At 62.5% G+C, this 25,650-nt stretch carries 20 protein-coding genes; 5 read left to right on the top strand and 15 right to left on the bottom strand.

Annotated elements, in window-relative coordinates:
* Positions 1 to 69: 69 nt before the first annotated feature.
* Positions 70 to 999, bottom strand: a complete 930-nt coding sequence (locus ACZ5B4_RS08640) for an SMP-30/gluconolactonase/LRE family protein (RefSeq protein ID WP_464910824.1) — start codon at positions 997 to 999, stop codon at positions 70 to 72.
* 330 nt (positions 1,000 to 1,329) lie between these two features.
* On the opposite strand from ACZ5B4_RS08640, the gene ACZ5B4_RS08635 reads away from it, so the two are divergent.
* Positions 1,330 to 4,821, top strand: a complete 3,492-nt coding sequence (locus ACZ5B4_RS08635; RefSeq protein WP_464910823.1) for an MFS transporter — start codon at positions 1,330 to 1,332, stop codon at positions 4,819 to 4,821.
* Positions 4,822 to 4,853: 32 nt separating this feature from the next.
* Here the strand turns inward: ACZ5B4_RS08635 and ACZ5B4_RS08630 are convergent, their stop codons facing one another.
* From ACZ5B4_RS08630 to ACZ5B4_RS08600, 7 genes are all read right to left on the bottom strand, one after another.
* A complete protein-coding gene (locus tag ACZ5B4_RS08630) occupies positions 4,854 to 6,140 on the bottom strand; it encodes a rhodanese-like domain-containing protein (RefSeq protein ID WP_464910822.1) in 1,287 nt (428 codons plus the stop codon).
* A gap of 31 nt (positions 6,141 to 6,171) precedes the next feature.
* Complete coding sequence (locus tag ACZ5B4_RS08625; protein WP_464910821.1) at positions 6,172 to 6,708, bottom strand: YeeE/YedE thiosulfate transporter family protein; 537 nt, start codon at positions 6,706 to 6,708, stop codon at positions 6,172 to 6,174.
* 51 nt (positions 6,709 to 6,759) lie between these two features.
* A complete protein-coding gene (locus tag ACZ5B4_RS08620) occupies positions 6,760 to 7,419 on the bottom strand; it encodes a cytochrome b/b6 domain-containing protein (RefSeq protein ID WP_464910820.1) in 660 nt (219 codons plus the stop codon).
* 70 nt (positions 7,420 to 7,489) lie between these two features.
* Positions 7,490 to 9,742 carry a hypothetical protein gene (locus ACZ5B4_RS08615; RefSeq protein WP_464910819.1) on the bottom strand — a complete coding sequence of 751 codons (2,253 nt, stop codon included), beginning with the start codon at positions 9,740 to 9,742 and terminating at the stop codon, positions 7,490 to 7,492.
* A 58-nt stretch (positions 9,743 to 9,800) separates the two neighbouring features.
* Positions 9,801 to 11,258 (bottom strand): tetrathionate reductase family octaheme c-type cytochrome, encoded by a 1,458-nt coding sequence (locus tag ACZ5B4_RS08610; protein WP_464910818.1) that lies wholly within the window; start codon positions 11,256 to 11,258, stop codon positions 9,801 to 9,803.
* 52 nt (positions 11,259 to 11,310) lie between these two features.
* Positions 11,311 to 11,745, bottom strand: a complete 435-nt coding sequence (locus tag ACZ5B4_RS08605) for an ArsR/SmtB family transcription factor (RefSeq protein WP_464910817.1) — start codon at positions 11,743 to 11,745, stop codon at positions 11,311 to 11,313.
* Positions 11,746 to 11,971: 226 nt separating this feature from the next.
* Complete coding sequence (locus ACZ5B4_RS08600) at positions 11,972 to 13,006, bottom strand: hypothetical protein (RefSeq protein ID WP_464910816.1); 1,035 nt, start codon at positions 13,004 to 13,006, stop codon at positions 11,972 to 11,974.
* Positions 13,007 to 13,353: 347 nt separating this feature from the next.
* Here ACZ5B4_RS08600 and ACZ5B4_RS08595 point away from each other — a divergent pair, with 347 nt between their 5' ends.
* Positions 13,354 to 14,898 carry a HEAT repeat domain-containing protein gene (locus ACZ5B4_RS08595; protein WP_464910815.1) on the top strand — a complete coding sequence of 515 codons (1,545 nt, stop codon included), beginning with the start codon at positions 13,354 to 13,356 and terminating at the stop codon, positions 14,896 to 14,898.
* Positions 14,899 to 15,006: 108 nt separating this feature from the next.
* Here the strand turns inward: ACZ5B4_RS08595 and ACZ5B4_RS08590 are convergent, their stop codons facing one another.
* Complete coding sequence (locus tag ACZ5B4_RS08590) at positions 15,007 to 15,684, bottom strand: hypothetical protein (protein ID WP_464910814.1); 678 nt, start codon at positions 15,682 to 15,684, stop codon at positions 15,007 to 15,009.
* Positions 15,685 to 15,968: 284 nt separating this feature from the next.
* Between ACZ5B4_RS08590 and ACZ5B4_RS08585 the strand changes: the two genes are divergently transcribed.
* Positions 15,969 to 16,997 (top strand): galactitol-1-phosphate 5-dehydrogenase, encoded by a 1,029-nt coding sequence (locus ACZ5B4_RS08585; RefSeq protein WP_464910813.1) that lies wholly within the window; start codon positions 15,969 to 15,971, stop codon positions 16,995 to 16,997.
* Between the two features lie 27 nt (positions 16,998 to 17,024).
* Here the strand turns inward: ACZ5B4_RS08585 and ACZ5B4_RS08580 are convergent, their stop codons facing one another.
* From ACZ5B4_RS08580 to ACZ5B4_RS08570, 3 genes are all read right to left on the bottom strand, one after another.
* Positions 17,025 to 18,584, bottom strand: coding sequence for a DUF4159 domain-containing protein (locus tag ACZ5B4_RS08580; protein ID WP_464910812.1), 1,560 nt, complete (start codon positions 18,582 to 18,584; stop codon positions 17,025 to 17,027).
* A gap of 48 nt (positions 18,585 to 18,632) precedes the next feature.
* On the bottom strand, positions 18,633 to 20,375 hold the full coding sequence (locus ACZ5B4_RS08575; RefSeq protein WP_464910811.1) for a FecR domain-containing protein: 1,743 nt from the start codon (positions 20,373 to 20,375) through the stop codon (positions 18,633 to 18,635).
* Positions 20,376 to 20,457: 82 nt separating this feature from the next.
* Positions 20,458 to 21,000, bottom strand: coding sequence for a sigma-70 family RNA polymerase sigma factor (locus ACZ5B4_RS08570; RefSeq protein ID WP_464910810.1), 543 nt, complete (start codon positions 20,998 to 21,000; stop codon positions 20,458 to 20,460).
* 355 nt (positions 21,001 to 21,355) lie between these two features.
* Here ACZ5B4_RS08570 and purN point away from each other — a divergent pair, with 355 nt between their 5' ends.
* Entirely contained in the window at positions 21,356 to 22,039 is a 684-nt protein-coding gene (purN, locus tag ACZ5B4_RS08565; protein WP_464910809.1) for a phosphoribosylglycinamide formyltransferase, read from the top strand.
* A gap of 24 nt (positions 22,040 to 22,063) precedes the next feature.
* Here the strand turns inward: purN and ACZ5B4_RS08560 are convergent, their stop codons facing one another.
* Entirely contained in the window at positions 22,064 to 22,471 is a 408-nt protein-coding gene (locus tag ACZ5B4_RS08560; RefSeq protein ID WP_464910808.1) for a GlcG/HbpS family heme-binding protein, read from the bottom strand.
* Positions 22,472 to 22,838: 367 nt separating this feature from the next.
* Entirely contained in the window at positions 22,839 to 23,594 is a 756-nt protein-coding gene (locus ACZ5B4_RS08555) for a metallophosphoesterase family protein (RefSeq protein WP_464910807.1), read from the bottom strand.
* On the opposite strand from ACZ5B4_RS08555, the gene ACZ5B4_RS08550 reads away from it, so the two are divergent.
* Complete coding sequence (locus ACZ5B4_RS08550) at positions 23,578 to 23,730, top strand: hypothetical protein (RefSeq protein ID WP_464910806.1); 153 nt, start codon at positions 23,578 to 23,580, stop codon at positions 23,728 to 23,730. The two genes, ACZ5B4_RS08555 and ACZ5B4_RS08550, sit on opposite strands and share 17 nt — an antisense overlap.
* Before the next feature lie 99 nt (positions 23,731 to 23,829).
* Here ACZ5B4_RS08550 and ACZ5B4_RS08545 read toward each other — a convergent pair whose 3' ends face one another.
* Complete coding sequence (locus ACZ5B4_RS08545) at positions 23,830 to 25,485, bottom strand: hypothetical protein (RefSeq protein ID WP_464910805.1); 1,656 nt, start codon at positions 25,483 to 25,485, stop codon at positions 23,830 to 23,832.
* Positions 25,486 to 25,650 lie beyond the last annotated feature (165 nt).

The raw sequence follows: 25,650 nt of genomic DNA, 5'->3' as shown, positions 1-25,650 counted from the left end.
GCGCCGGCTTGTTCGTTGGCCTGCCGAGAAAGACCGGAATGATCGTGAGACGGTTCGGATGTCCCGGCTCTATTTGGCGGCGCAAAGCGGCGGAACTCCTTTCACCCGCGTCGGGATGCCCAGGAATTTGTCACGGGAAGTGACGTAGAGGGTCGAAAAGTCCGGGCCGCCGAAAACGCAATTGGAGGCGTACGGGACGCGGATGGTGCCCAGCGGCCGGCCGGTCTCGGAATAGACTTTGATGCCCGCCCCGCCGCAAGCGATGTAAAGATTGCCGAATTCATCGAGCGTCATCCCGTCGGGACGCGGTCCGCCGAGATCGATCCACTTCGATTCGTCGGCGAGCATTCCGGGCGACGTGACACGGTATTTGTAGATGATGCCGGTCCCGTTGTCCGCCAGGTAAAGCGTCCGCTCGTCGGGCGTCAACAGAATGCCGTTGGGCTTAACGCAGACCGTGGACACGCGGCGGACCCGGCGGTCGCGATCGACATAGTAGACGTCTTCCTTCATCACAGTCTCTTGTCCGCGATGCCGGTAGTTGGGATCGGTGAAGTAGAATCCCCCGGTCCGGTCGATCGTCAGATCGTTCGGTTCATTGAAGCGGGTACCGTCGATTTGGGAGACGAGAATTTGTTTCTCTTTCGTTTTCACGTCGAAGGCCACGACGCGGAATGCGGCGCCCTCGCAGACCAGGAGGCGGCCTTCCGCGTCGAACATCATGCCGTTGGCGTCCGTGCTGTCGTCGACGAAGAGTTCGACGCCGTGTCCCGGCCGGTAGATATGAATGGAGTCTTTCTTGCCGTCCGAAAAGTAGACATTTCCCTCGGCGTCGGCGGCCGGACCTTCGCAAAAGCCGTACCCTTCGCCGAGTATCTGCACTTCCGTGCCCGGCGGCACGATCTCATCGACCGAGGTCGGCCGGTCGGCCGAGAGCGCGATCGACGCAACCGAAAGGTGACAGGCAAACAAGGCGAGGGGGTAGATCGTCCGTTTCATGGTGTGATTTCTCCGGTGGTGTTTGCGGTCTCAACGGGTCGGTACGACGTCCTTAGAAAGTTATGTTAGCAGTTTATCGCGGCGGGGACGATTGTGCACGGATCGGGCTCTCAGAATCGCCTCGAGGCGCCGCGATGCGGCGGCGCGTCCTTGCCCTCGCGGCCCTTGCCGCGAAAAATCGCTGCTGATAGGATGCGTTAAATTCCGAGCCGATTTCCCGGTCTTTGCCCGCCGTCCTTTTCCCTGGTGTCCTTTTGTTGCTGTTTCCGCATGATCGAAGCGAAAGACGGTCCGACTCCCTCGGGAAATGCGTCGCCTTCCGAAACCGGGATGTGGTCAGGGAGTTTCATCGCGCTCCTGGTCACGCAGTTCACGGTGGCGCTGAACGATAACATCTTCCGCTGGTTGCTGATCCCGATCGGCAAGGACTTGGTTTCCAGCCAGTTGCAGCAGTCGGCGGACGTGGCTCGGGCCGTAGGGTCGTTCGTGTTCTTGTTGCCCTTTATCTTGCTCGCCGGTTGGGCGGGCTGCATTTCGGATCGCTTCAGCAAACGAAGCGTCCTGGTGGGGGCCAAGTTGGCCGAAATCGTGCTGATGGGGTTGGGCGTCGTCGCCATTCTCACCGGCAACTTGATATTTCTGGTGGTCGTACTGTTCTTGATGGGGGCGCAAAGTGCGTTCTTCAGCCCCGCCAAGTACGGGAGTATTCCGGAGATCGTCGCCCCGCGGTATATTTCCGCCGCCAACGGGATCATCGGCCTGACGACGATGGCGGCGGTCATCATCGGCGGTTCGCTCGGCAATTGGCTCTATTCGCTCACGACGTGCGTCGATCAGGCCCTGGCCGCGGAATTGGGCTGCGGTCCCGGGCAGTATCGCTGGTGGATTCACGCCACGGTGCTGTTAGGGGTGGCAACGACGGGCTGGCTGGCGAGCCTGATGGTGCGGCCGCTGCCGCCGGCCGATCCCGGCCGTCCGATCCCTTGGCAACCGTTCGCTCAGGCCTTTCGCGACCTCCGCGAGTTGTTCCGGCATCGCATCCTGTGGTTGGCCGGGTTGGGCAGCGCCTACTTTTGGACGCTCGGTTTGATCCTTCAGCTCACCATCGACAAGCTGGCCGTGCCCGAGTTGGTGGGACGCGAGGGGCAGGCTTACGTCGGACCGATGCTCGGCGTACTTACCTTGGGGATCGGGTTGGGAAGCCTCCTGGCCGGCGTATGGTCGCACGGCACGATCGAACGCGGACTGGTATCCGTCGGGGCGCTGGGTATCATGCTGACCGCGCTGGCCTTCGCCTTGTTGCCGGAGGGGACCGGTCACTGGAATTCGTACCCCTATTTTGTCGCCTGTATACTCTTGTTTCTGCTCGGCTCTTTCGCGGGGCTTTACGACATTCCCTTGATTGCCACGCTTCAGTACGAAAGCCCTCCCGAGGAAAGGGGGCGAATCCTCGCCGCGTACAACTTCTTGAGCTTTTCCGGCATGCTGTTGGGATCGGCGGTGTTCGGCCTATTGGCCTCTTGGTTGGGGCTGTCGTCGCGGCAGATGTTCGTCGCGGCCGGGATCCTGACCGCGCCGGTATTCGTCACGATCGTGATTTTGACGCCCGTCGATACCCTGCGCGTCCTCTTTCGATGGGCCTTTCGATTGCGGTACCGATGGCGCGTGGTGGGGTTGGAGAATATTCCGGCTACGGGTGGGGCCGTCGTGGTCTCCAACCACATCAGTTGGCTGGACGGGATTCTGATGATCTTGGCCATGCCCCGGCCCATTCGCATGATCGCGCATGCCAAGTACGTCGATTCACCGCTGCTTCGCCGTCTGCGGGCGGGCGCGGGAGTGATTTCGATCGTCCCCGGCTCGAAAAGCTTGGCGGCGGGCTTGCGCGAGGCGCGGAAAACTCTGGAGTCCGGCGGCTTGGTCGGCATCTTTCCCGAAGGCGGCATTTCCAGGACGGGGCAAATGCGAGGCTTTCAGCCGGGGTTTCTGAAACTCGCGCGCGGGCAAGACGTCCCGGTCATACCGGTTTACATCGACGGGCTTTGGGGAAGTATTTTCAGCTTTTCCGGGGGGCGATTCTTCTTCAAAGTGCCGCGTCTATGGGCACGCCGCGTCACCGTATATATCGGCAAGCCCTTGTTCGGGTGCAAGTCGCCTCTCGAAGCGCAAATCGCGGTCCAAGAATTGAGCGGAGAGGCCGTGCGGCGACAACCTCCGCGGCATATCGTTCCGGTGCGACGTTTCCTCCGCGCCGCGCGGTCCGTGCCGTGGAAGAAGAAGGTCGCCGACAGCTCGGGCGTCGAGCTTCGCGGGCTTGCGCTGCTGACGATGGGGCTGGTGTTGCGGCGGGCTCTGCGACGGGAAGTTCTATCCCACGACGAACCCAACGTGGGCGTGCTCTTGCCGCCCTCGGTCGGCGGGGTGGTCGTGAACGCGGCTCTGGCGCTCGATCGCCGTACCGCCGTCAATTTGAATTACACGCTCTCCTCGGAGTTGCTCAATCACTGCATTCACACGGCCGGCCTGAAGCACGTGCTGACCAGCCGCCGCGTTCTGGAGCGATTTTCGTTCGACCTCGACGCTGAGATCGTGTGTTTGGAGGACGTGCGGCCGAAGATTCGATTTTGGGACAAGCTCGCTTCTCTTGCGGCGGCGCTCCTCGTGCCGTCGTTCCTGCTGGAACGCGTGCTGCGGCTGCATACCATCGATCCCGAGGACGTGCTCACGATCATCTTCACCTCCGGTTCGACGGGCAAGCCCAAGGGCGTGATGCTCACGCACCGCAACGTCGGCTCGAATGTGACGGCCTTCGATCAAATCCTGCATCTCCGCAGATCGGATGTTCTCTGCGGTATTCTCCCCCTGTTCCACTCGTTCGGATACACCACGACCTTGTGGTCGGCGCTCCAGCTCGCGCCCAAGGTGATCTATCACTACAGCCCCCTGGAGCCGCGCCCCGTGGGAAACCTGTGCCGCAAGCACAAGGCTACAATCCTGGTGGCGACGCCGACGTTTCTCCGCTCGTACATCCGGCGTTGCGAACCGGAGGACTTCGCGACGCTGGAGGTCTTGATTACGGGCGCGGAAAAACTGCCTCCCGAGGTGGCCGACGCCTTCGAGGAAAAATTCGGCATTCGCCCGCTCGAGGGCTACGGGACGACCGAATTATCGCCGGTCGTGTCCTCCAACATTCCTTCGTCTCGCGTTCGCGATCCGTGGTTTACCGCCTCCAAGCCGGGCACGGTGGGACGACCCATTCCCGGGGTGGCCGTCAAGGTCAAGGATTTGGAAACCGACGAGGACCTGGGACTGGGGCAGCCCGGCATGTTATGGGTGAAAGGCCCGAATGTAATGAAGGGCTACTGGCACGAACCCGAGCAAACCGCCGCCGTCGTTCGTGACGGATGGTACCGAACCGGCGACTTGGCCCAATTGGATGCCGACGGATTCATCACCATTACCGGCCGGCTCAGTCGCTTCTCCAAGATCGCGGGCGAAATGGTCCCGCATCTGGCCGTGGAAGAGCAGATCGGAAGGGTCGAGCAAAGCGGCGATGAGGATGTTTTGACGTTCGCCGTGACCGGGGTCCCCGACGAGAGAAAAGGGGAGCGTCTGGTGGTGCTCTTCACCGAACTTCGAAACTCGCCCGAAGCGATCGTGGCCGCTTTGCAAGAGAGCAATCTTCCGCCGCTCTGGATTCCCTCGGCGGATAGTTTTTACCGGGTGGAGACCATCCCCGTGCTCGGTACGGGAAAGCTGGACCTCAAGGCGCTCAAGGATCTGGCGATGGCTTGCGTCGCGGCGGAGACGCGGAGAGTCTGAAGCCGGACCGGTGAAGGACGCGATCGAGAACGTCAACCGCCGCAACCGCCCCCAGGCGCTTTGACCGCTCGCAGCAGTCGAATCTTGGTTTGGAATTCGCGCCGGGCGAGATACTCGGCACCGGGACGGGCCGCGGTATCGCGATCTCCCATCGCGGGCGAGAATCGGACGAGCAGGAGCTGCGACGCCGGATTCTCCGCCTTGGCGAATGCGTCGGCGTAGCGGAATCGGTCGTCTCCTGCTGCGGGAAACTCCGGACCCGGGGCCTCGAAGTTGCCCGCCCAATAGATTTCGCACCAGCGATTCACTCCTCCCGCGAGAACGTAGGCATTGATTCCACGATGGACAGCCAGGTGCTTCCACGCCTCCACCGCCCGGGCTTCGTCGTTGGACATGACGACGATGACCTGCTCCGGTCGAATGCTCTTGACCCAGAATTGATCGATTTCCGCGATCGTGGTTCGGACGGCATCTTTGAGGTGGAAGACGTTGTAGTCGCTTTCGTCCCGGACGTCGAGCAGGAGCCGCTCCACCTGATTGTTGTGGATCAGGTGGAGCAGTTCGGCGGGATCGATGAAGACACTGCGTGATCGAATTCGCGCGTCGAGGTCGGCTTGGTTCCAGGCGATCTTTCGCTGCACGTCGGGTTGGCCCCAGACGAGAGCCACACCGGCCGCGGCAAAGCCGCAGGCGACCGCGGCGCGGAGAAAGGTGGGGGAATTGGGGCGGCCCGCCACGGGCGGCTTAGCCCATACGATGCGAGCCTCGGCAATCTCAGCCAAGTAGAAGGCCCCGATCGCCATCAGCAGCACCGCGGAAACGACGATTCCGGCCTCGACGCCCAACCACTCGAAAATGGTGACGCGGCCCATGGCACCGGCCGTAGTCCAAAAGGTCATCAGGCTCGGCGCCGTCAGACCGAAGAGCAACATGCCGCATGCCACGCCGAAGGCGAAGACCAGCCCGTCCCACTTGAACGTAGCCAGGGCGACCAGTGAGGTACCCGGACAATAGCCGCCGATGATGAAGCCGACTCCCAGTGCCGCCCCGCCCGCCAGGGAAGCGCCCAGGTAGGTCGGAGGCACGAAGATCCTCTCGAAATCGACCCAACCCAGCGCCGACGCGGAGAAAATCAGCAGCATCGCCGTAACGATGGCCGAAAACATGACCTTCAATACCCGCATGTCCGAGAGGTAAAACTGCGCGGCGAGATTGCGGGAATTGCCGAAGCCGGCTTTCTCCAAAACGAATCCGAAGGCGAAACCGATCAGAACGGTCGTGAGCACGTCGACGGTGCCGGATAATTGGAGCGGAAACATCGCGGATTCTCCTGGAAAAGCTCGCCGTTTGTCAGATCCACAGACGGCGGAGCGGATGGGCCAACGCATAGCCGGCCGCAAAGATCATCAGCATGAAGACCCAACTGCCGAGCGAAAGGACGGCTCCGCCGGAAAGGGCCTGTCCGGAAGTGCAACCCCGCGCCATGGCGGCTCCCCAACCCATTAGGCATCCCCCGGCAAAGGCGGCGACCAAGCGCAGGCCGGGGGGAGTTTGCGGTCCGCGACAGATCTCCCCCTTGAGCCGTCCCGAAAACAGGCCGGAGGCGAATCCGCCCGCCATCGCACCAAAGACCATCCAGACGATGCGGTTGTTGAGGGGATTGGTGTGGCCACCGCCCATGCCGGCGAAATAGTGGTTTTGGTTGACCATCGACGGGCTGATCGACTTGAGGCCTTGCACCACCAAACGCGCGACGCCGCCCGAGGCCCCTAGGCCGCTTCCGGAGACCAGAAACGCCGTGAATAGGACCGCACCGAGGGCGACCCCGGCGACATAGGGATTCCAATAGGGAGTCGGCTTTTTTTCGCTTCGCGCGGGTTCTTCCATCGTGGCTGTGCTCCTGAAGAAGGCAGGGCTTGCGGGATCCGACATGTTCGATTACGTGCTTGGCTCGCCGGATGGTCCGAGCGCGTCGGTCTCGCCGGCCGGTTCGATCTCTTCGTATCCGGTGATCATGGTCACGAGATGGGCCCACGGGGTCGGCCCGGTGGTTATCAGGTACACATGAGCCAGGAGAAAGGCGGTGAACAGCCAGGCTCCCAGCATGTGGATTCCCGCCGGAATGCCCAGCCCGCCGACGGCATCCAGAAGATCCGGGGAGAACTGCATGAACCAAAGTCCGAGTCCGGTGATGATCTGCAACGGCAAGAGGACGTTCAGAATGATCAGATAGGTTGCCTGCTGCAAAGGATTGAGCCGCCGCAGAGGTGAGCGTTCCAGCGGGTGCCGCTCGCCCTGGAATATGCCGTGGAGATAGTAGCGAAACTGCCGCCAGGCCAAGACGTGAAACTCACGGGGTTCCGGAATCAGTTGGCGAATGGTTCCGGTAGTGAGGTAATAGAAGAAACCTAGAAAGGCGTTCAAAACCAGAATCCAGCCCAGCGTGTTGTGGATCCAAATTGCGGCGGAAAACGAAAACAGTCCCAACGCGTCCGGAAAATGGATGTGGAAGCCGGTAACGATCAGGCCGAGGATGCACAGTGCCTGAAACCAATGCCACACCCGTTCGTAAAGCGTGTAGATGCGAAGGCGTGCCATGATTGCTCGGATTCCATTATTTCGGTTACGGATTGGGAGGATGCCGGCGATGCCCTCCGTGCGGCGATGATTACCCGGCGGCGTCTTCCGCCGCGATTCGTGGGCGGGATTCGTTCCGCCGCGAGGCGCGAATGCGCAAGGATGCGTGGGTTAGAACGGCGATAACGACGCCCAGCAGGACGGCCGCGCCGGGGATGTCCGCCCAGAGGCTTCGACTCTTGCCAAACACGTAGAAGCCCGCCTTCTCGGGTATCGGTTGCAGGCTGACTTCCCCGTCTTCATGCCCCGGGAAGTTCACTCGGAAGGCCTGCGCGATGCCCGTTTGGGGCACCAAAGTCGGGACTTGCTTGTCCGGTAGATGGCCGGAGCGGAGCGAAAAGGTTGCGCCGAGAATGGACCGGGAACTGTGGCAGGCGGCGCAGTCTCGGACGGCCGATCGCGCCGGTTGAACGCCGTGATGGACGGCGAAAGGATAAAGCTCGAATCGAGCGGTCGGCGACTTCACGCCCGCCTCGTGCAGGCGCCGGGAGATCGCTGCCAGGTCGGGCGGTGCGGCGTCTTCGACCCGAGCCGGCGTCGGTAACCCGGCGGCAATCTCCAGCGGCGACGCGGCTCCGCCGCGATCGGTTGCCGGATCATCGGGAACAGTAGGCGAAGTAGGCGAACCGAGTGCCGCGGCTAGATCGAACAGCCGTACGGGCCGAGTGTAAGGACCGTTTTCCTGCCAATAGCTTGCCAGAATGACGTTGTAGGGCCCCAGCCGCAGGCGTCCGTCGGCCGATCGCCGGGGGAGGATGGCGGGTCGAAATCCCGTGATGGTCTGCGGGTTCGCGCCGCTCGCTTGCTCCAGACAGCGCCATTCGATCGCGGGTCGGCCGTCATGGGGAGTCAGCCAATCGATCGAACGGACGGCGGGGGCGTGAACCATGGGCACATGGCACGTTTCGCATTCCAGGCGTGCCATATGCACGGCCCGAAACGGCAGCCAGTCATGCGATGCGTCCGCGCGGTGACAATCACGGCAGGTTCGCATCGTTCCGGAGAATTCGGGGGCGATTCCGCTCTGAGGCGTATCACCTTTGGCAAATTGGTGGCTTGGCTGTCTAAGATATTCTCCAAAGGAAAGTCGTCTCGGCTCGAACGCGAGGTGCTTCGGACGGCCGTTCGAAGGAGGATCGAACAACGCCGGATTGTCGAGCGAGAAGTGGCAATGCCGGCAATCCAAGAGCGCGGCGGCATGCACGTCCCAAGGCTGCGAAAGCCGAGACTTGTTGCGCAGGTTGATCGCCGAATCGGACATCCGTTGGCCCGAGAAGACCTGGCCTTTGGTGAGCGTGGACCAATCGGACAGCGACACGTCCATTTCCAGCGGTCGGTTTCCAACGTGAACCTTGCCGTGACATTGCCCGCAATGCTCAGCCGTCGGCCGGACCAAGCGAAAGGTCGGGGATTGCTCCTTTCCGTCCGCATCGAAGGCCGACGGCAGGTATGTCCATCCGTGCTCTTCCCTGGCTACGATGCCCGACCGAGACAAGGTGGCCGTGGTCGCCCAGCCAAAGGCGCCGCTCTTGATATCCCGCACGCGTTCGATGTTGTCGGGCTGTTGGAGGTGGCACAGAAAGCAATTGAACTCCATGGATCCGGAGGCAGACCAATCCCAAGGCTGCGGGGCGTTTCGTCCTAGGTCGGTGGTCAGCAAATCGGGCTGCCAACCGGCGTCCGGACTCGGCGATCGAGCTGTGTTCGGCGATTCGGAAGATGCCTGCTTCGAATCGGAGTCCCCGGCCTCGGCGGTTCTTTCTCTCGAGTCGGGGGACCGGCCCGCCAGGGGCGTGTCGCCGAAACCGACGGTGCCCAGCCTTCCGCCCGTGTACCGGTTTCCGAAAATTCGCAGCCAATCGGCAAGCCCGAGATCCGGCTTGTCGTCGCCCGGTGGAGAAAGACGTTGGTAAGTGAGCGGGTTCCAGCTCCCTACTCCGCCGTGGGTGTAATCCCAAGCATGTCGGGCCCCCGGTAAGGACCCGGGGAGGAAACGCGCGTTAAGCCCGAGATCGGCGTGATAGCAGTGTCGGGAGATATACTCCGCGTCGTGACAGGCGCCGCAGGTCTTCATGGCAGAGACCGGGCGATGGGAGGAAAGAACGTTTTGTCCTTGGTCGTCGAGCAACGGCAGGGCGGGGTGGAAGTCCTCCCGGGATGCTCGGACCTGCATTGCAGGGGTTCTCGGCTGCTCTCCGAACGCATGCGCCAGCGCGAGGAGCGGCGCGAACGCCGACACAACGACGGCGGCAAAACGACCGAGCGAACGATCGACGCGTTGCATTCCCAGGGTCCTTCGGCAATCGGATCAGCAATCCTAACGAGCGGCGAGACGGCGGAGCTTAGCGGCGGTCCGGGGGCAGCAGACCGACCGCCCGGCGGTCGCCGCGAAACATCGGATCACCGGGGTATCCCAGCGCCTCCCAGTCGAGGCGACCGTTGGGGCCGTGGCAATCGCCGCATTGCAGGGCGCGCTCCTTGGGCTGAACCATATGGGATAACGGCCAATACATCTCCGTATCCACGAACCCATACTCGCCGCTGTACGGCAAGCCGGTGTCCTGGCTTCCCAGGCGGCAGGCCTTGTCCCAATCGAACTCCGTCCAGAACCCGCCCGGTCCCCAAGTCCGCGGTGTCAGGAGGTACTCGTACTTGCGGTCATAGATTTGCCGACCGCGGTGCACCTTGAAGGGCCAAATCTTGGCCTCGGGGTCGCCGGGGCCGCCTAGAGGACGATTGATCGCAACCACTTGCGTCGGATCGATTCGCCCACCGGTGAGATAGCGCTCGGCTCGGCCGTTGTACCAGTAATACTCGGGGGCGATCTCCTGAGCGTAGACGAACCTTCCCTTTTGCTTGAGGTACACGTGCGGGTCCTCGGGGATGTCGTCACGTCCCGCCGCCGACCAGTCCCAATACATCTTGGTCGGGGCATCGATGGCCATTTTGGGGATATGGCACGTTTGGCAAGCGATCGTAGCGGTGTGAAAGTCTAACCGGTCGTCGCCGTGGGGACGGTCGCTGTGGCAATCGGTGCAGGCGACGCGATCGATCTTCTCCGTGCAGACCGACATGGCACAGCCCGGGATGCGATGCTCTTTGGTCTGGTGGCAATCGACGCACTCGAAACGCAGGCGGCCCATGTGGACGTCGATGCGTTCCGGCGGGAAGTACATCGTGCCGTCCAAGTCACCGTGTTTGACGGCGTCGGCGCCGCCCCCTTTGAAGTGGCATTGGCCGCAATTCAGTCGCGTGGGTCGACCGACGCTCCGAGCCACCGCCGTCAAATCGACATCCCGCTGCGGCATGCCCGCCAAGCCCTTTTGGTAGGTGTTGGTTCGATCATGACAGACGAGGCAATCCACGTTCTCCTGCCGCGCGAAATCGAATTCCGGGTCTTTCCAGCCGTAGCCCGCATGGCAAGCCGAGCAGGCTTGGATGTTGGGCAGTGCGGCGATGCAGAAGTTATTGATGAGGTTGAGTTTGCCCACGCTCAGCACTTGTCCGGTTTGGGGGTCGCGCACGTGGTGCCCGGCCCACGTCCAGTGATTGGTGGCCATAACCTCCTGAGCCGACTTGGGGTGGCAGGCAAGGCAAGTTTTCGTGACGTCGGGGCCTGTCTTCAACCCGTCGGGTATGAAGGCTGTGTGATCGATGTGGGGCGACGGCGAGGGCACGTGCCGCCAGGGCTGATCAACCCCAAGCCGTTCAACGGGAGACACAAGTCGCAAAGCGGCCCACGCAACTCCTGTGAGAGTAGCGATTAGGACGACCACTGCCGCAGGTTTCACGAGATTCATCGCGGTAGCCTCCACCGCCGAATCGAATTCCATCCCGGGCCCCCGAGCCTAGTTACGGATCGCCGTCACTGGGGAAGGGCGCTCCGTCCCGCGCCGGCGAGGGGCGCGCGCCCGCGTCCGAGGATGACGCCACAACCTCGTTGGGGACGCTTGCCACAGCCGCCAATTCCGTCCGCAGAGCCATCGGTAAATCGTCTTTCATGGTGCCGAGGATGGCCTCTCGTAGGATCTCCGTGGCCTGTACGAATCGCTTGTCGGCGAGGCGATACAGGACTTGCTGCCCGTGCCGCCGCGTGCGAACCGCGCGGCATTCTCGCATCAACCGGAGGTGTTGCGAGGCGTTTTGTTGCGGAACGCCCGTGGCCTGAGCCAACTCCGTGACCGTTTTTTCGCCTTCGCGGAGTAGGCAGAAGAATTGCAGCCGCGTGGGATGGGCGAGGACACGGAAGAGCGTGACCAACAAATTGCACTCGTCGCCGGGGAGCATGACCGAATTCCTACAAAAGCCCCATTCCAGTATCATTATACTTGTACATTAAAACATACGCAACTGCGCACATAAAGGATCAAGAAAAATTTTTCGGTCGCACTACCATTTTGGGTGGTTTGCGTTCACGCTGATGGTGCAATCAAAGACCCGGTCCGGTCCGGGTACGTCACCGGAGTCTCGAAATCCGGATCCCCCGACCCAGGTTCAACGATTCCGCACCATTTCAACGAATCCTCATTACGGGACCCTCTTGATTGGGGGTTTCCGCCACTTCGGGCCCTGTTGCGCTATCCGATTCCCGGGTCTGATTCTCCGACTCGCGTCGGGCGGCATCGGCGATGAGGCTCGCGAATTGTTCGCGGACGGCCGGCGAGACGTTGGTGAGCTGTTCCGCAAGGCGCCGCATGGCGGTGCTGCGAACCGCCGCGGTTCGATAAAGCGATCCGAGAAAGGCGAACGTCTGCCGGTAATTGTTTTCCGCCATCGCTCCAAAGAAGGGGTTCATGGCCTTCGTGAGCAGCTCTAGTCCGGCGCGGTCGATTTGCACGAACAGATCAAGGTCGGCGGAGACGTAGGCCGTGCCGTCGTTTTCGCGGAGGTAGGTGCTGTTGAGCACGACGACGCAGCGCCCTTGCACGGGTCGAAACATCAAAGGGCCGCTGTACTGTCCTTCGGCGTACACGACGTGGCAGTTGGGCGAACTGAGGAGGTATTGCAGATGGGCCACCGTGCCCGCCGCGTCATCCATCAGATAGCCGTCGTTCCCTCGCGGCTCCAATCGCATCTTGGTGACGCCGAGAACTTGCCATACACCCACCACGACGTTGGGGTTTTCGACCAGGAATTGATAGAACTCCGGCTCGCATTGAATGACGCGGCCGGGCATCCTGCGGAACATCGCCGAGCGGTTCACTACCTCCAGAACGCGTTCGCGGTTGGGGGGGGACAATTTTTCCCACGGTATTTGCTCGATCGCTGCGCGCTTGATGTCGCGGTCGGAAGTCCCGCCGGTTAGCCCGATTTCCGCGGTCTGCCGGGTCTGCGGATGGTGAGGCGAGAACGCCTGTGGATCTGCGGCAAAACCGCGGACGGCGAACGCGAGGGTCATTAAGATGGCCGCCAATTCGGCATTGGGTCGAACCCAGCGACCGAAATGCCGGATTGCGAGCGACCGGGGCGATGACGTATGGGCTTCGAGATGCGTGCGGCGCGTCGTAATCATCGGTTCCGGCATGCTGGGCGGGTGGTTTCGCTTCAACGCGGTGCCTTTTTGTCAGTGAGGGCGAGGCGGGGCCACTCGCCGACGTCACGGTGATTCAAGGTTCATGACCTACGGATTCTATTCGGCATGGGAAGGCTATTCCGGCTAGCAAAAAAGCGACAGCGTTGTCTGGGGAGACGGGTGGGCTGCGCTATCTCGCGAGCATGGGTGATCTGGCGTGGGCCGATTTACTCTTGAGGCGGTATTGCCCGGTTGGGATAATCCGCCGTGAACTCAGTCGCCGAATCGGTCGCGACGACTTTTCCGATTTGCCGAGGCGGTTGAGTCGCAGTCGCAGTTGCCGTACTGTCCGCGGCTGTGAAAAAGCACACGAGCCGGAGTTTATGCGAAACGCGGGTGTCGCCGCCGAACGGGCAAGAAGACGGGGGGCTGCTCCTGTAGCGGTACCCGCGACCGGCCGCGGTGCGCTGCGGTTCCTCCTCTGGACCGCTTTCGTAATGCTTTGGGCGGCCGCGATTGCCCGACTTCCCGATGTCTGGGACGCGAGGCGTGCCGCGGCGTTGGAGCGACGGCTCCTCTCGCCGCCGTGTCGCGATCCGGAGGGCATCATTGCCCAACTGGCCGAGTTAGGCCCGGCAGGGTTGCCGTCCGTTGTTCGGGCACTCGGCAGTTCGGAAAACGGCGTGGTCCAAGCGGCCCAAAGGGCGATCTGGCGAGAACTGAAAACGGAAAGCGACGTCGCATCGCGCTCCGCTCGTATCGAGGCCGTGGTCCGGACGATGCTGGCGGAGTATCCACATTGGGGCGAGGCGACGCGATCCGCCGCCTGCCCGTTGTTGCGGGTGATCCTGAATTCCCCACGCCAAGCAGGAATGCTCTCACCCAGCCGTTTAGAGCAGTTGAAGGCCTTGGCGGCCGGCCTGGAGAACGAGGCGGGGCGCGACGCCGCTTTACCCGGCAGTTTACCCGATCAAGGGGGGGAGACAGAGCCGCTCCAGGCAGAGCGTGACAAGCGCCGGGAGATCGCTGCATCGGGCGAGGCGGCGACGCGAGTGCGTCTGGAAAGCGGGTCACGTCTGGGCGTGCGGTCGGAAGGGCCGCCGGGGCGAGCCGAAGGAACCGCTTGGGATACCGATCCGGGAGTCCTTACGGATGCCGAATTGGCCGGGACGAAAACGCGTCTCGCAACGCACTCCCTATCGAATGATGGGGCTTTCGCGGAGAGTGCATCGTCCCCGTCACGACGGTCGGATGGAGCGGCGGGGATTGATCGGGCTGTCTACTCGCTCGACCTGCCGACTTCGTCGGGGCAGCGATCTTTCGGGCCGGGGGGACGGGACGCCGTTCGTGTGACGTCCGCCACCGAAGACGTCTCGGGAGCGGGCGACCGTTCGTCGAGCGACCGGGGCTTGCCGCGCGAGGCGATTCCCGAGGGCGAAGCGGCGGCCTCACCGCTCGATGAGGGATTGCGGGCTCTGTCAGGTCGGTTTGCCGGCGTCGATGCCCGAAGGCGAGACCTGCCTCATGAATACGCTATTCCGCCCGAGATTCGGAACCTGTTTTTGCGGCTCGTTTCCGGGGCGCTGGAGGAGCGGCGCCTCGCGGCGGAAGCCCTCCGAGTTCGTGTACGCTCTCCGGGTGTGATTCAAGCGGGCGGCTTGGTCTTCGATCCCTCGCCGCAACAGCGGCGAGAAGCGGTTGCCCGACTGTGGACGATTCCCGACATCGATCCCTTGCCCTTCTTGTTTGAACTTGCCGTCGATTCCGACGCGGCGGTTCGGCGGGAAGCGCTGATTGCGCTGGGATCCGTCGCCAACGACTCGATTCGCGATTGGGTGATTTCGTCGTGCCGGGCCGATGAGTCGCCCGACATTCGCGCGATTTCGGAAAGGATTCGCGGAGGCTCGGCCGCGACCGCGACTAGGTGAGCGGCGAGCTTGGATGCGGTTGTGAACGGGCTTGAAGACGGCCCCGCGTGACATTAGGGGGCTCGATTCGGGCGAGTTGCGTTTTTCCGCCTCAGGGTGGGCGTGCGTTCAGCGGCCGTGTTCTTCCGTCGTACCCGAGATAAAGACATGGCCGTCCGTGAGATCCACAGCATCGACATGGACGCGGCGTCGGCTTTCCGGATCCGAAGCCGCCAAAGAAATCATTAGCGCCGGCTCGCCGTCGTGTTCTTCGCGGCGAACGTCCACGCCCGCTCGCCGGAGACCTTCCTCCAAGCTATGCAAGAGGGATGCCGTGGAGACCGGCAAGAGACCGATCCCGGCCTTGCGAAGACGAATCTGGAGCACGTCCGTTCGTGTTAGTTGTGCGCGGACTCGAACCCAAAGCACGGCCGAGCGGCCTGCCCACTCAGTGCGGCAAGCGACCGTCAGCTCTTCTCGCCCGATGCGGATTCGAGGTTCCCGAAAATGGGAGGGCAACAGGTCGGGGTGATTCTTCGGCAAATCCACGGACAGCCACGCATTGACTTCGTCTTCCGTCAATCGCAGGTCCCAGCGTCCCTCGCGTTGCAAGTCGCCGGTCAGTGCGGAGGCCTTTTGCAGGAATCGATCATTGAGTGCGGCTTGGACCTTGGGATCCGCCTTCGCAGTGGGATAAAATACGGGCACGCGCGTTGCCAGGTGATAGATCACGGCCCCGCCGATCAGGAGCAGCAGCAAGATGCCGACGAGCGTCAGGACCCCGTACCAGATCAGCCGTTTAACCACATAATTCTCCATCTTCCGTTAAGCTGCCGCGGCAAATCTCCGCACGGCTTCATCTTCGTAGGAAAGGGGGCACGACGTCAATGTGAGGAAAAGTCGGCGGCGGTGTTGCCGCGGGAGGGTGGGCGAGAAAAGATGTGACTCGGCCCATCGCTACAGGGCCGATCGGCTCGGAGGGGGGCCGCGTGGCGTAGGGGCGTCGCGGCCTGGGCCTGGGATACCGCCAAGGGCGACGCTTCTTTCATCAAGAGATGCTAGAGATGTTTTGCAACGGGAAAGGCCTTCGCATGAAAGCCCTGGTGTTGACGGAATACGGACGGTTGGAGATGCAAGAAGTGCCGCCGCCTGAGCCGGCGGAAGACGAGGTGTTGATCCGCGTCAAGGTCTGCGGTATTTGCGGCAGCGACGTGCACGGCATGGACGGGAGTACGGGCCGACGCATCCCGCCGGTCATCATGGGGCACGAGGCGGCCGGGATCGTGGAGCGGACGGGATCGCGGGTCAACGGTTTGGCGCCCGGCGACCGCGTGACGTTCGATTCCACGATCTACTGCGGTCGCTGCCGGTTTTGCCTGCGCGGCCGGGTCAATCTTTGCGAAGACCGGCGCGTCTTGGGGGTTTCGTGCGGCGAGTATCGACGGCATGGGGCATTCGCCGAGTTGGTGGCGGTGCCGGGGCTCATCGTCTACCGGATTCCCGATCCCGTCACGTTCGAGGAAGCGGCCCTCATCGAACCGCTAAGCGTGGCGATTCACGCGGTGGATCGCGTACGGCCGCGACTCGGTGATTTGGCGGTCGTGGTCGGCGGGGGCATGATCGGGCAGCTCGTGGCGCAAGCGGCTCGCGCGGCCGGCTGCCGAGCGGTCGCGGTGGTGGAACCGGATGAATATCGCCGCGCTTTAGCGCAAGAGCTGGGGGCCGCAGCGGTCTTGTCTCCTGCGGAAGCCTCGCCGCAACGTTTGAAGGATTGCTTCGGCGTATCGCTCGCCGAGGTCGTTTTCGACGCCGTGGGAACGGCCGAATCCCTCGCCCTTTCGCTCAGTTTGTTGGAAAAGGGGGGCGCGTGCGGGTTGGTCGGCAACCTCGCCCCGCAGGTGCCTTTACCGTTGCAAGCCGCGGTCACCCGAGAGTACGCCCTCCTGGGATGCTGCGCATCCCAAGCCGACTACGCACGCTGTCTGAAACTGCTGGCGGGTGGCAAAGTCAGCGTAGCCCCGCTCATCAGCCGGACGGCTCCGCTCGAGGAAGGGCCGAAGTGGTTCGACGTCCTCTACCATCGCCGCGAGCCGCTGATGAAGGTCTTGCTGGCTCCGTGATCGTTTGCGACGGGACGCAATCGCCGCTCAGTGCGTCACGGCGTAGACGATGGCGTTCGCGCCGATTTGTAGGGCAGCCTCGTCCTTCAGGCCGTATGAGTACGCATGCGGGAATTGCTCCCAGCCGTTGCCGAGGTCGAATCGGCTGTAGATCACGGCCAAGCGACCGTCGATGCTGATGCCCTCCAATTCCGGGGCTTCGAGTGAGCCGAAGTCCTCACGCACCCGCGGCGTGTACTCCACGCGCCGGATATCGAACAAATTGTGATAAACAGGGTGGTCGAGCGGGATGCGTTCCAGGCGGGCATCGGGAAAGACCTTGGCGATTTCGCGGCGGAAACCGAGGTCGAAGGAGACGCGACCGCAACAAGCATCGGCCAAGAGCAGTCCGCCGGCCTTCAGGTATCTTTGCAGCATCGCCACTTCTTCGTCGCTCCACACGAACTCGCGGTGGCCCGTGATGTAAAGCATGGGATAGGTCGCCACCCGCGGGTCGTTCAAGCGGACGTTTTGCCGCTTGAACTTGACTTCCAGCGTGGAGTTGTCGCGCGCGAATTTGAGCAGGTTGTGCACGGCGGAGGGGTCGGGGTCCCAATCCCCGTCGTGCATGATCTGAGCGAAGACGAAATCGTCACGCGAGGGAGCGTCGGCCTCGTAATACACCTTGGTCGTGCTGAGGAATCTCGCCAATTGATAGGAGCCGAGGATATAGGTGATCAGATTGGCACCGACCTGCCGTGCGACGTCGATGACCAATCGCAGTCCCCGCGGGTGGTCGTGGCCGTCCCAGCCGCAACTCATGTCCGCGGGTGAGAAAATGACGCCGCTGCGGCAACCGAAATCGATCGACTCCAGACAGGGAGAGTCGTCGTACTGCGAACCGTCAGCCTTTTGATACGTGAAGGAGCCGAGCCGGTAGTACGACGAAAACAGCGGTTCTTCCGGCAGCATTTTGCGGAGCGGCCGGTCGGGGAAGATCAGCTCCATCTCGCGGCGGAAGGATTGGGCGAAGTCGTCCCATCCGCAGCAGGCGTCGCCGATGATCGTACCGCCGTCCATGACGTAACGAGCCAGCTTGGCTCGCACGTCGTCCGATAATTGGAAGGAATTGTGGCCCGAGAACAGCAGGGCCGGCAATTCCCGCGGATCATACGAGAAGTGGGCGAAATCGGTTTCCATCGCCCGATAGTTGATGCCCAACTTTTCGTTGGTCCATTCCAAGAGCGTGGTTACGTCGGCGGGATCGGTCATCCAGTCGCGATACATGACCCGTTGACCTTCGCGGGTGACCCAGCGGACGGGACCGAGGGCCATCTTTCCGACCAAGGCCGGCGGGCTGGGCGGCCGCTTTTTCTCCGAGCGCCGCAGGGGCGTGACCGGCAGCGGCAGGGGAGGGAACGATTCGCCGCCCGTCCGGTGCTGTGGAGCGGCTTTGGGGGGAGGACCGCAATCGATGGGGCCGGAATTCTCCTCCCCGAACAAGAGACTGGGCACGCCCAGTCCTCCCGCCTGGCCTACCGCCCAACTGACTCCCATGGTCTCCAAAAACCGGCGGCGCGAATGCTTGCGGTCTCGTGCTTCCAACATGGCATCACCTCTTCTGGTAATTCCGGATCGGTCTGGGAGCGTCTCACGCTATCGTTTGCCGGCCGTGGATCCCGCCCCCGGCTGCGGTAGCGGAGGCACGGCGGGGCTTTCGCCGACCAGCAGTTCCAAATGCTTGTTAAATACCTCTTCTCCCACCATTCCATTGTAAAGAACGATCTCGTCGATGGCGCCGGGAAAAGCGTAGGCGTGGGCGCCGGCCGAATCGAAGCCCTTTCCGATCGCCAGCGGACCGGCCGCCGGTCTACCCACGGCCTGACCGCGGTCGAGGACGAGACGCAATCGCCGCTCTCCACGGCTCAAGTCGGCCAGCCAGGTGGTCACGATCATGCGATCATCGCGCTCGGTGAAGGCCGCGGCCGCGTAATACCAGTGACCCGGTTCCAGGCGGCCGTCCGTGACCAACCAATTTTCGCGGGCATCGAAGAGATGCATCAGGGTGCCGTCCCCGGCCGTGGCCAGGAAGAAGCTTACCCGGTCGGAATTCCATCGCGTGGCAAGCAGGCTTCCCACGGCGTCCGCGCCGTCACCGGCGGGAAAGCCGTCGTAGCGGAAGATCGCCTCGAGGGAGAAAAAGCCGGGCGGCGTGAAGACGCTCTCCGTCTGGAGGGCCGCCCCGACCGCGTTGTTGTTTCCACGTTGGATCCGGACGGCTTCGGCGCCGCTACCCCAACCCGGCACGAGGTTGAGTGCTGCCGGATCGCCGCCTCCTTTGAGAACGGTTCGCAGCAGCGGTTCGCCCGTGATCCGATCCCGGAAACGGTCGTCCAAAGACTCGAAGGAAAAGACCCGCAGCACGTGTTCCGCGCGCAGGGCGGCGAATTGCAGCGTGCCGGAGCTTCCTCGGCAAGGCAGTTCCCGGATGAACCGGCCGCCGGCGAAAGCGATCGGCCGCCGGCGCCCTTCCGCATCCAACCGGACGGCCTGGCCGGCGTGCAGCCAATCGTCCTGAGGGATCCCGCTGCGGACCGAGTCGTGGGCGACGCCTTGCGAACTCGCATCGGACTTGGCGCGGTCGGCGGTGCCTGCACTGGAACGGCACTCCACCGCACCCGCCAAGACGTGCATTTCCGCCCCCGTTTCGTCCACCGCTACGGCGAACGAAGTGCCGCGATCAATAAAGGAGCCGAACGGAGTCTCGACGCTGAACCCCTCGCCGGGCGACACGATTTGAAAAACGGCTCGACCTTGCTCCAGACGCAGCCGATTTGGGGTTTCCAGAACTGCCGCAGCGGGACCCTCCAGGATCCAACCATTGCCGTTGGGCAGGTTCCATGCGGCCACGCCCCCGCCGATGCGTTTGGTCTCGCCGTATGCCCAATCCGACAGGGCGGCGGGACTTTCGGTCGAATCGAGCGAGGAGAACGAGCCTAACAGGCGAGCGGCCTCCCTAGCGGGCGCCGGCGCCGAGCGGGGCGATGTCCACCACAGGACGGCAAGCATGACCGCGGCTGCCACAGCCGCAATGCTTCCCGCCACTCGCCGAACAACGCGGGAACCGGAATGAGCCGCTGGGGGTTCGAAAGGTTGAGAAAGCGACGGCGGCCGTTCCGTACGGTCGGCCCCGGTTTTCGGCCGCGCCGTTCCCACACTCGACCAGTGCAGTTCGCCTACCAAGATCAGGTAGCGGCTTAGAAACGCAAGGGCCTCCGGATCGCGCGTCAATTCGTCGAGGCGCAGCAAGTCTTGGGCCGTGCATACGCCGTCGCACAAGGCGGCGGCGAGCCGACCTAATTCTTCGTGCGGCGATGGCTGCCAAGCCTGCCTGGTCAAGACTCGAGTTCCTCCATTCACGACGTAATCAGCGGGATCGTCGTCGCCGGCGGCGGCGACTGCTTAGGTGCCTGCTGAGGCGTTAAGCCTCTTCGTGGGCCAGTTTGCGATCCATGCACTCCAGCAGCCGCATACGGATGCGATGGAGGGTCCGGCGAATGGCATCCGCCGTTCGGCCCAAACGGACGGCCAAGCCCTCGGGACGGCAGTCCTCTTCGTACCGCATCCGGATCAATTCTCGGTGCCGGGGTAGCAGTTCCTCTAAACACTGCTGCAAGGCGTCGCGGCGGCGGTCCCAATGGTCGATTTCGCGGATCGTGGCGGCCGACAATCGCTCAACCAAATCGTCGGACATCGGCAGGACGGCCTTTCCCCGCGCGTGACGGTGCTTTAGGACCTCGTACCGCGCGATGCCGCACGCCCAGCGTGTAAAATCCTGATCGCGTCGATACTCGGAGAATTTCCGCCAGAGCACGACGCTCGTCTGTTGCAGAATCTCCTCCGCGTCGGCCAAATTATGGACCAGGGCGAAAATCGACAAAAAGACCTTCCGCTGAGCGACCGTCCAGAGCCGCACGAACTCCTCGCCTGCCTCGGCGGAATCGCCTGGTTCACGTATCTCCATGGATGGACGGACCGCTTGGGAGGTACTGTTCCGGCCCCTATTCTCTTATCCCGGGCGGGAACGAAAAATCGGACACGAAATTTGGGAAGCCCTGAAAAGATTGTGGTTTGTTACCCAAGGCTATTCAACGAGATTTCGCGGCAGGTCGCTATCCCAGAGCGGCGCGACAAAACGTTAGAATGGAGGGAAACCGGATTTGACGAGGATCGGCTAATCGTTTTCGGCGGCGGGGCCGGGCAGGCCAGACGTGCCGCGGAGCGATCGCGCGGTCCCCCGACGCTGCACTCCGGAGCGGCTTGAGAAGAAGGCGGCTTGAGAAGAAAAAGAAAAGCGGTTCGAGTGAGGGACGGTTACGATGGCCGATTCTGTAGAACGCATCAACCGTACGACCGAACGGTCACCCTTGCGCGTGGCTTTTCTGATCTCCGGCAGCGGTCGCACGCTCCATGATCTATTGGATGATGTGGACAACGGCTTGATCGATTTGGATGTCCGCTTGGTCCTTGCCAGTACCCCGAACGCGTCGGGACTGCAACACGCCGAATTCCGGGGTATCCCGGTGGAGGTTCTGGAGCGGACGGGCTTCCTCGACGGCGGCGAATACAGCAAGGCCATCTTCGGTCTGTGCCGCGACAACGAGGTGCAGATCGTGGTCATGGCCGGTTTCAGCGTCCATTTGACGATTCCGGAAGATTTTCAGCATCGGGTCATCAGCTCGCATCCGGCCCTGGCTCCCGCCTTCACGGATCGAACGCTGCACGGACGGCGCATCCACGAGGCCGTACTGGCCCGCGGCGTCAAAGTGAGCGGCTGCACGATCTTTTTTGTGGACCAGTCCTACAATCGGGGTCCCGTGATTCTGCAAAAGGCAGTACCGGTTTCCGTGGACGACACGGTGGAACAACTCGAGCGCCGCATCCTATACGAAGAGCGGCTGGCCCTGCGCGAGGCCCTGCAACTTTTGGCCGAGGATCGGATTCGCGTGGAGGGCCGTCGCGTGCTGACCGTAGCGCATGGGGGCGGTGCCCTGCCGGCATAGTCGCGGCGTTCCCTGTCGGTGTCGTCAACCATGCAAGGCGGCGGCGCCGGCCAAGGCCACGGCATGATCGTCTTCCACGGTGCTGCCCGACACGCCGATCGCCCCGATGATGCGCCCCTCGGCGCCTTTCAGAGGAACGCCGCCCGGGAAGGTGATGAGTCCGCCGTTGGAGTGTTCGATATGGTAGAGGGAGCCTCCGGGTTGGGACAATTTGCCGATTTCGCCGGTATTCATGTCGAAGAATCGGGCCGTCCTGGCCTTGCGAATGGCGATGTCGATGGAGCCGAGCCAAGCGTCATCCATGCGGGCAAAGGCCTTGAGGTTCGCGCCCGCATCCACGACCGCGATGTTCATCTTGACCCCCATCTCTTGGGACTTTTTTAGGGCGGCGGCGAGAACCTTTTGGGCCTGTTCCAGGGTGATGTCCGACATGCGTGGAAGCTCCTTTCGTTGAGGGGTGCGGATCGCAACCGAAATTGTTTCTCATCCGGGGCCGACGTCATGATCGAGACGTCCAGGCGAGAGGTGAGACTCTTTATCATAGGGCGGCGGGCAAGAGGGCCGGCGGCAAAGTTCTCCACCGAACGGCGGCCGGGTGATAACGTGACGCGACGTACGGCTTTGCGTCGGACCGTACCCCTACTTGGCCCGCGGGCGGATGTGGAAAGAGGCACACGCTCAGCACGATCCGCTCCGTCATCCAAATCCGCCTGAAAATGGTAACGGGCGAGAAAACGCCCTCCGCGAACCGCCCTACCGGCCGATTCCCAACTTGCCCCGTCGGCTCTTTGTCCGCCGCTCATCGTCCTTCGAGGAGGCGGTCTCCCAAGCGGTTGTCCAGCTCAGGGATGGCAAGGATCTTTTCCCGCGTGATTTCGGCGGGGTACTCGACGCGGCGAAAACGCACCAGGCCGTCCTCTTGAATTACGTAACACGCCCGGCGATCGCCGTCACGGGGTTGCCCCACCGAACCGACGTTGATCATCAGTTTTTGATTCTCGTCCAGGCGAAACTCCTGGCGGTCCAGTTCCTCCGGCGAGAAGAATTCCAGGTCCTCGGTAAAGATGCCGGGAACATGGGTGTGCCCCTGAAACGAAATCCACTCGATCATGGAGAAGATCTTCTCCATTTTGCTTTGCTGGTAGATATCCTCCGGAAACACGTACTCGTTGAGTGGATTGCGAATGGAGCCGTGTACGTAGAGGATCGGACCTTCTTTGTGGACGCGCGGCCGTTCCCCCAGAAAGTCCCAACGCTTGAAGGCCGCCGGGGAGGCCGAATTGACGTCCTCCAACTGCTCGCGGGTCCAGAAAATCGCCCGTTCCGCCCCCACGTTGAAACCCTCGGGATCGAAAAGGGCGCCCTGATCGTGATTACCGAGGAGGCAGACCTTACATTGCATGGCCAAATCCACGCATTCGCGCGGATTCGGGCCGTATCCCACGATGTCTCCAAGGCAATAGACTTCTTCCACGCCCTGGGATCGGGCGTCGGCGAGGACGGCTTGCAACGCCTCGAGGTTGCTGTGGATGTCGCTGATGATGGCCCGTTTCACGATATCGGATCACCCCTGGGGAGCGGACTTGGAAAAAGCGGCGGCCGAGGTCGAAGAGCCTGTTGACAGTGTATGCCCCATCCTCAGTGTGGTCAAGATGATGCGCGTGTCGGCGTCGGTAAGCTCCGCGCGGTGAAGCAAGCGGCCCGACGACGGCATGAACCGAAGTCGGGCCGAGCGAGCTTTCCGAAATGCAGCCGCCGTTCCTTCAGGAACGGGGCCGAAGCCGATCTTCTTACCTAGCGACCTGCGGAATCTGGAAGACGGCCTGATCGATCTCGACGGTCTTGCGGACCTCGGAACCTTGGCACGTCACCTTGACCCGAACTTGCTCGTCGTCGGAAGTTTTGCCGAAGAGAGCGAGAACCGAGGCGAGCTTCGGTTTCTGATGCTCGGGCACGAACCGCGACGCGAATGCTACGACTTTCTCGATGTTGAGCCGCATTTCCACGGCGGGCGACACCTGCGGACCGAGCGATTCGGCCTCCTCGACAAGGGATCGCAACATCGGTTCCGCATCCTTGCCCGCGATCACCGCCACGTATTCCTTCGAGACGAGCATGGCAAGGTTCAGCGTCGGGCCGAACATCCGTTGCAGATCCGGATTCCTCGCCGCTTCCTCCGGCATGCTCAACTTCAGCAGGTGAATCTTGAAGTCCTCCCCGGCAAAGGCGTTGGGTTGGACGGAGACCACGGCCTGCGGGGCCTTGGCTTGAATCGCCTCGACGATCTTGCCGGCCAGATCCTCGACTCCGCTCGGATCAGGCACGCGCCCGGCCGCGATCAGGTAGAGCTCGTCGTCTCGGCTGAGTGCGGCGACGGCGCCTTCGGAGCGGCCGCTCGCAGCCGCTTCGCCCAACAACCGCAGGAAATCGTCCAGCATGCCTTTGGCGAATTGTGCCTCGGTCGGATCGGGCAAACTGCGGTCGAGCTGGGCATGTAATTCAGCGCTGATCACCTGGCCGGCGGCGGCAAGCTCAGCATGGGAGGCGGCCGGGAAAAGGTAATTCCAGCCGAGGTAGGAAAGCGTGCCCGGATACGATCGTAGCATCGGCAGCGGACTGATGAGGCCCTCTTGCTTGCGGAACCAATCCGCCAACTCCGTCCCATCTTGGGCTTTCCAGACGCTCGTCAGGACGACCTTGCCGGCATCACGATCCCAGTTGATGGTAAAACTGACGGTTTCGGTCTGTCCGAGAACCTCCCAAAGCAGGGTTTCCATGCGTTTGGCCGCGGCTTTGCGAAGTTCGAACACGGCGTCGCTTTCGCCCGGCTGTTGATGCAATGCTTCGCGCGCCTGCTTGCGGAGCCAATTGCGGACCTTCTCGGCCTGCGTACGGGGCACGGCTGCGAGGTCGGCCCGAACCGCCACCAATCCCGCTCCTTCCAAGGTTTCGAACCAAGGGGACGGATCGCTAGGCATCTCCGTCACAGCCTCGGCTTTTTCCGAAACATAGACCCAGCCGGTACCCAGGGCACAGAACAAGTTGCGCCCCCCCATCTTCACGCGATACACGTCGCCGCCCAGCTCTTCAAACTCTTCGATCGCCGGCTTCGCCGTCTGATGGAGCCGTTCCACGTCGTTGACGGGCACGATCAAGACCACACCGGCGGTGTCGCCGACGGGCAGGCAAGCCAAGCCCCAGTCACGGGATGCGTCGATCCCGCTCCCACGAGCCATCGCGAGACCGATTCGGGCGGGCGCCAACGCCTTGCCGACGTCGGAATCCCCGCTCACCTCCTCGATCCCGTCCATAATTCGATTCCACTCATCGAGCGGAGCGAATCGAACGACGCCCATCGGCTCCACGGCTACCGATGGAACCGCGGCGGTTAACACGCCCGCCAGGGCGGCGGCCGCCAGGATTCGGAACGACAATCTACTTCTCATGGCACGACTCCTCCAGAGAAAAAACGACAGCGAACTTGGGTTCCAAGCGACGGATGTCGCGATACACGCTTGTCCTCGAACGTGTTACCGGGTAAGGTCGAGCCCCGCCGGACAAGGCCCCGTGATTGCCCCGGGGAGAACGGCTTGCTTGGCCGATCTCAGGGT

Source organism: Thermogutta hypogea, from assembly GCF_055386265.1.
Note: the sequence above shows the minus strand (reverse complement) of the source record. Positions and strands in the feature narration are given on the sequence as shown.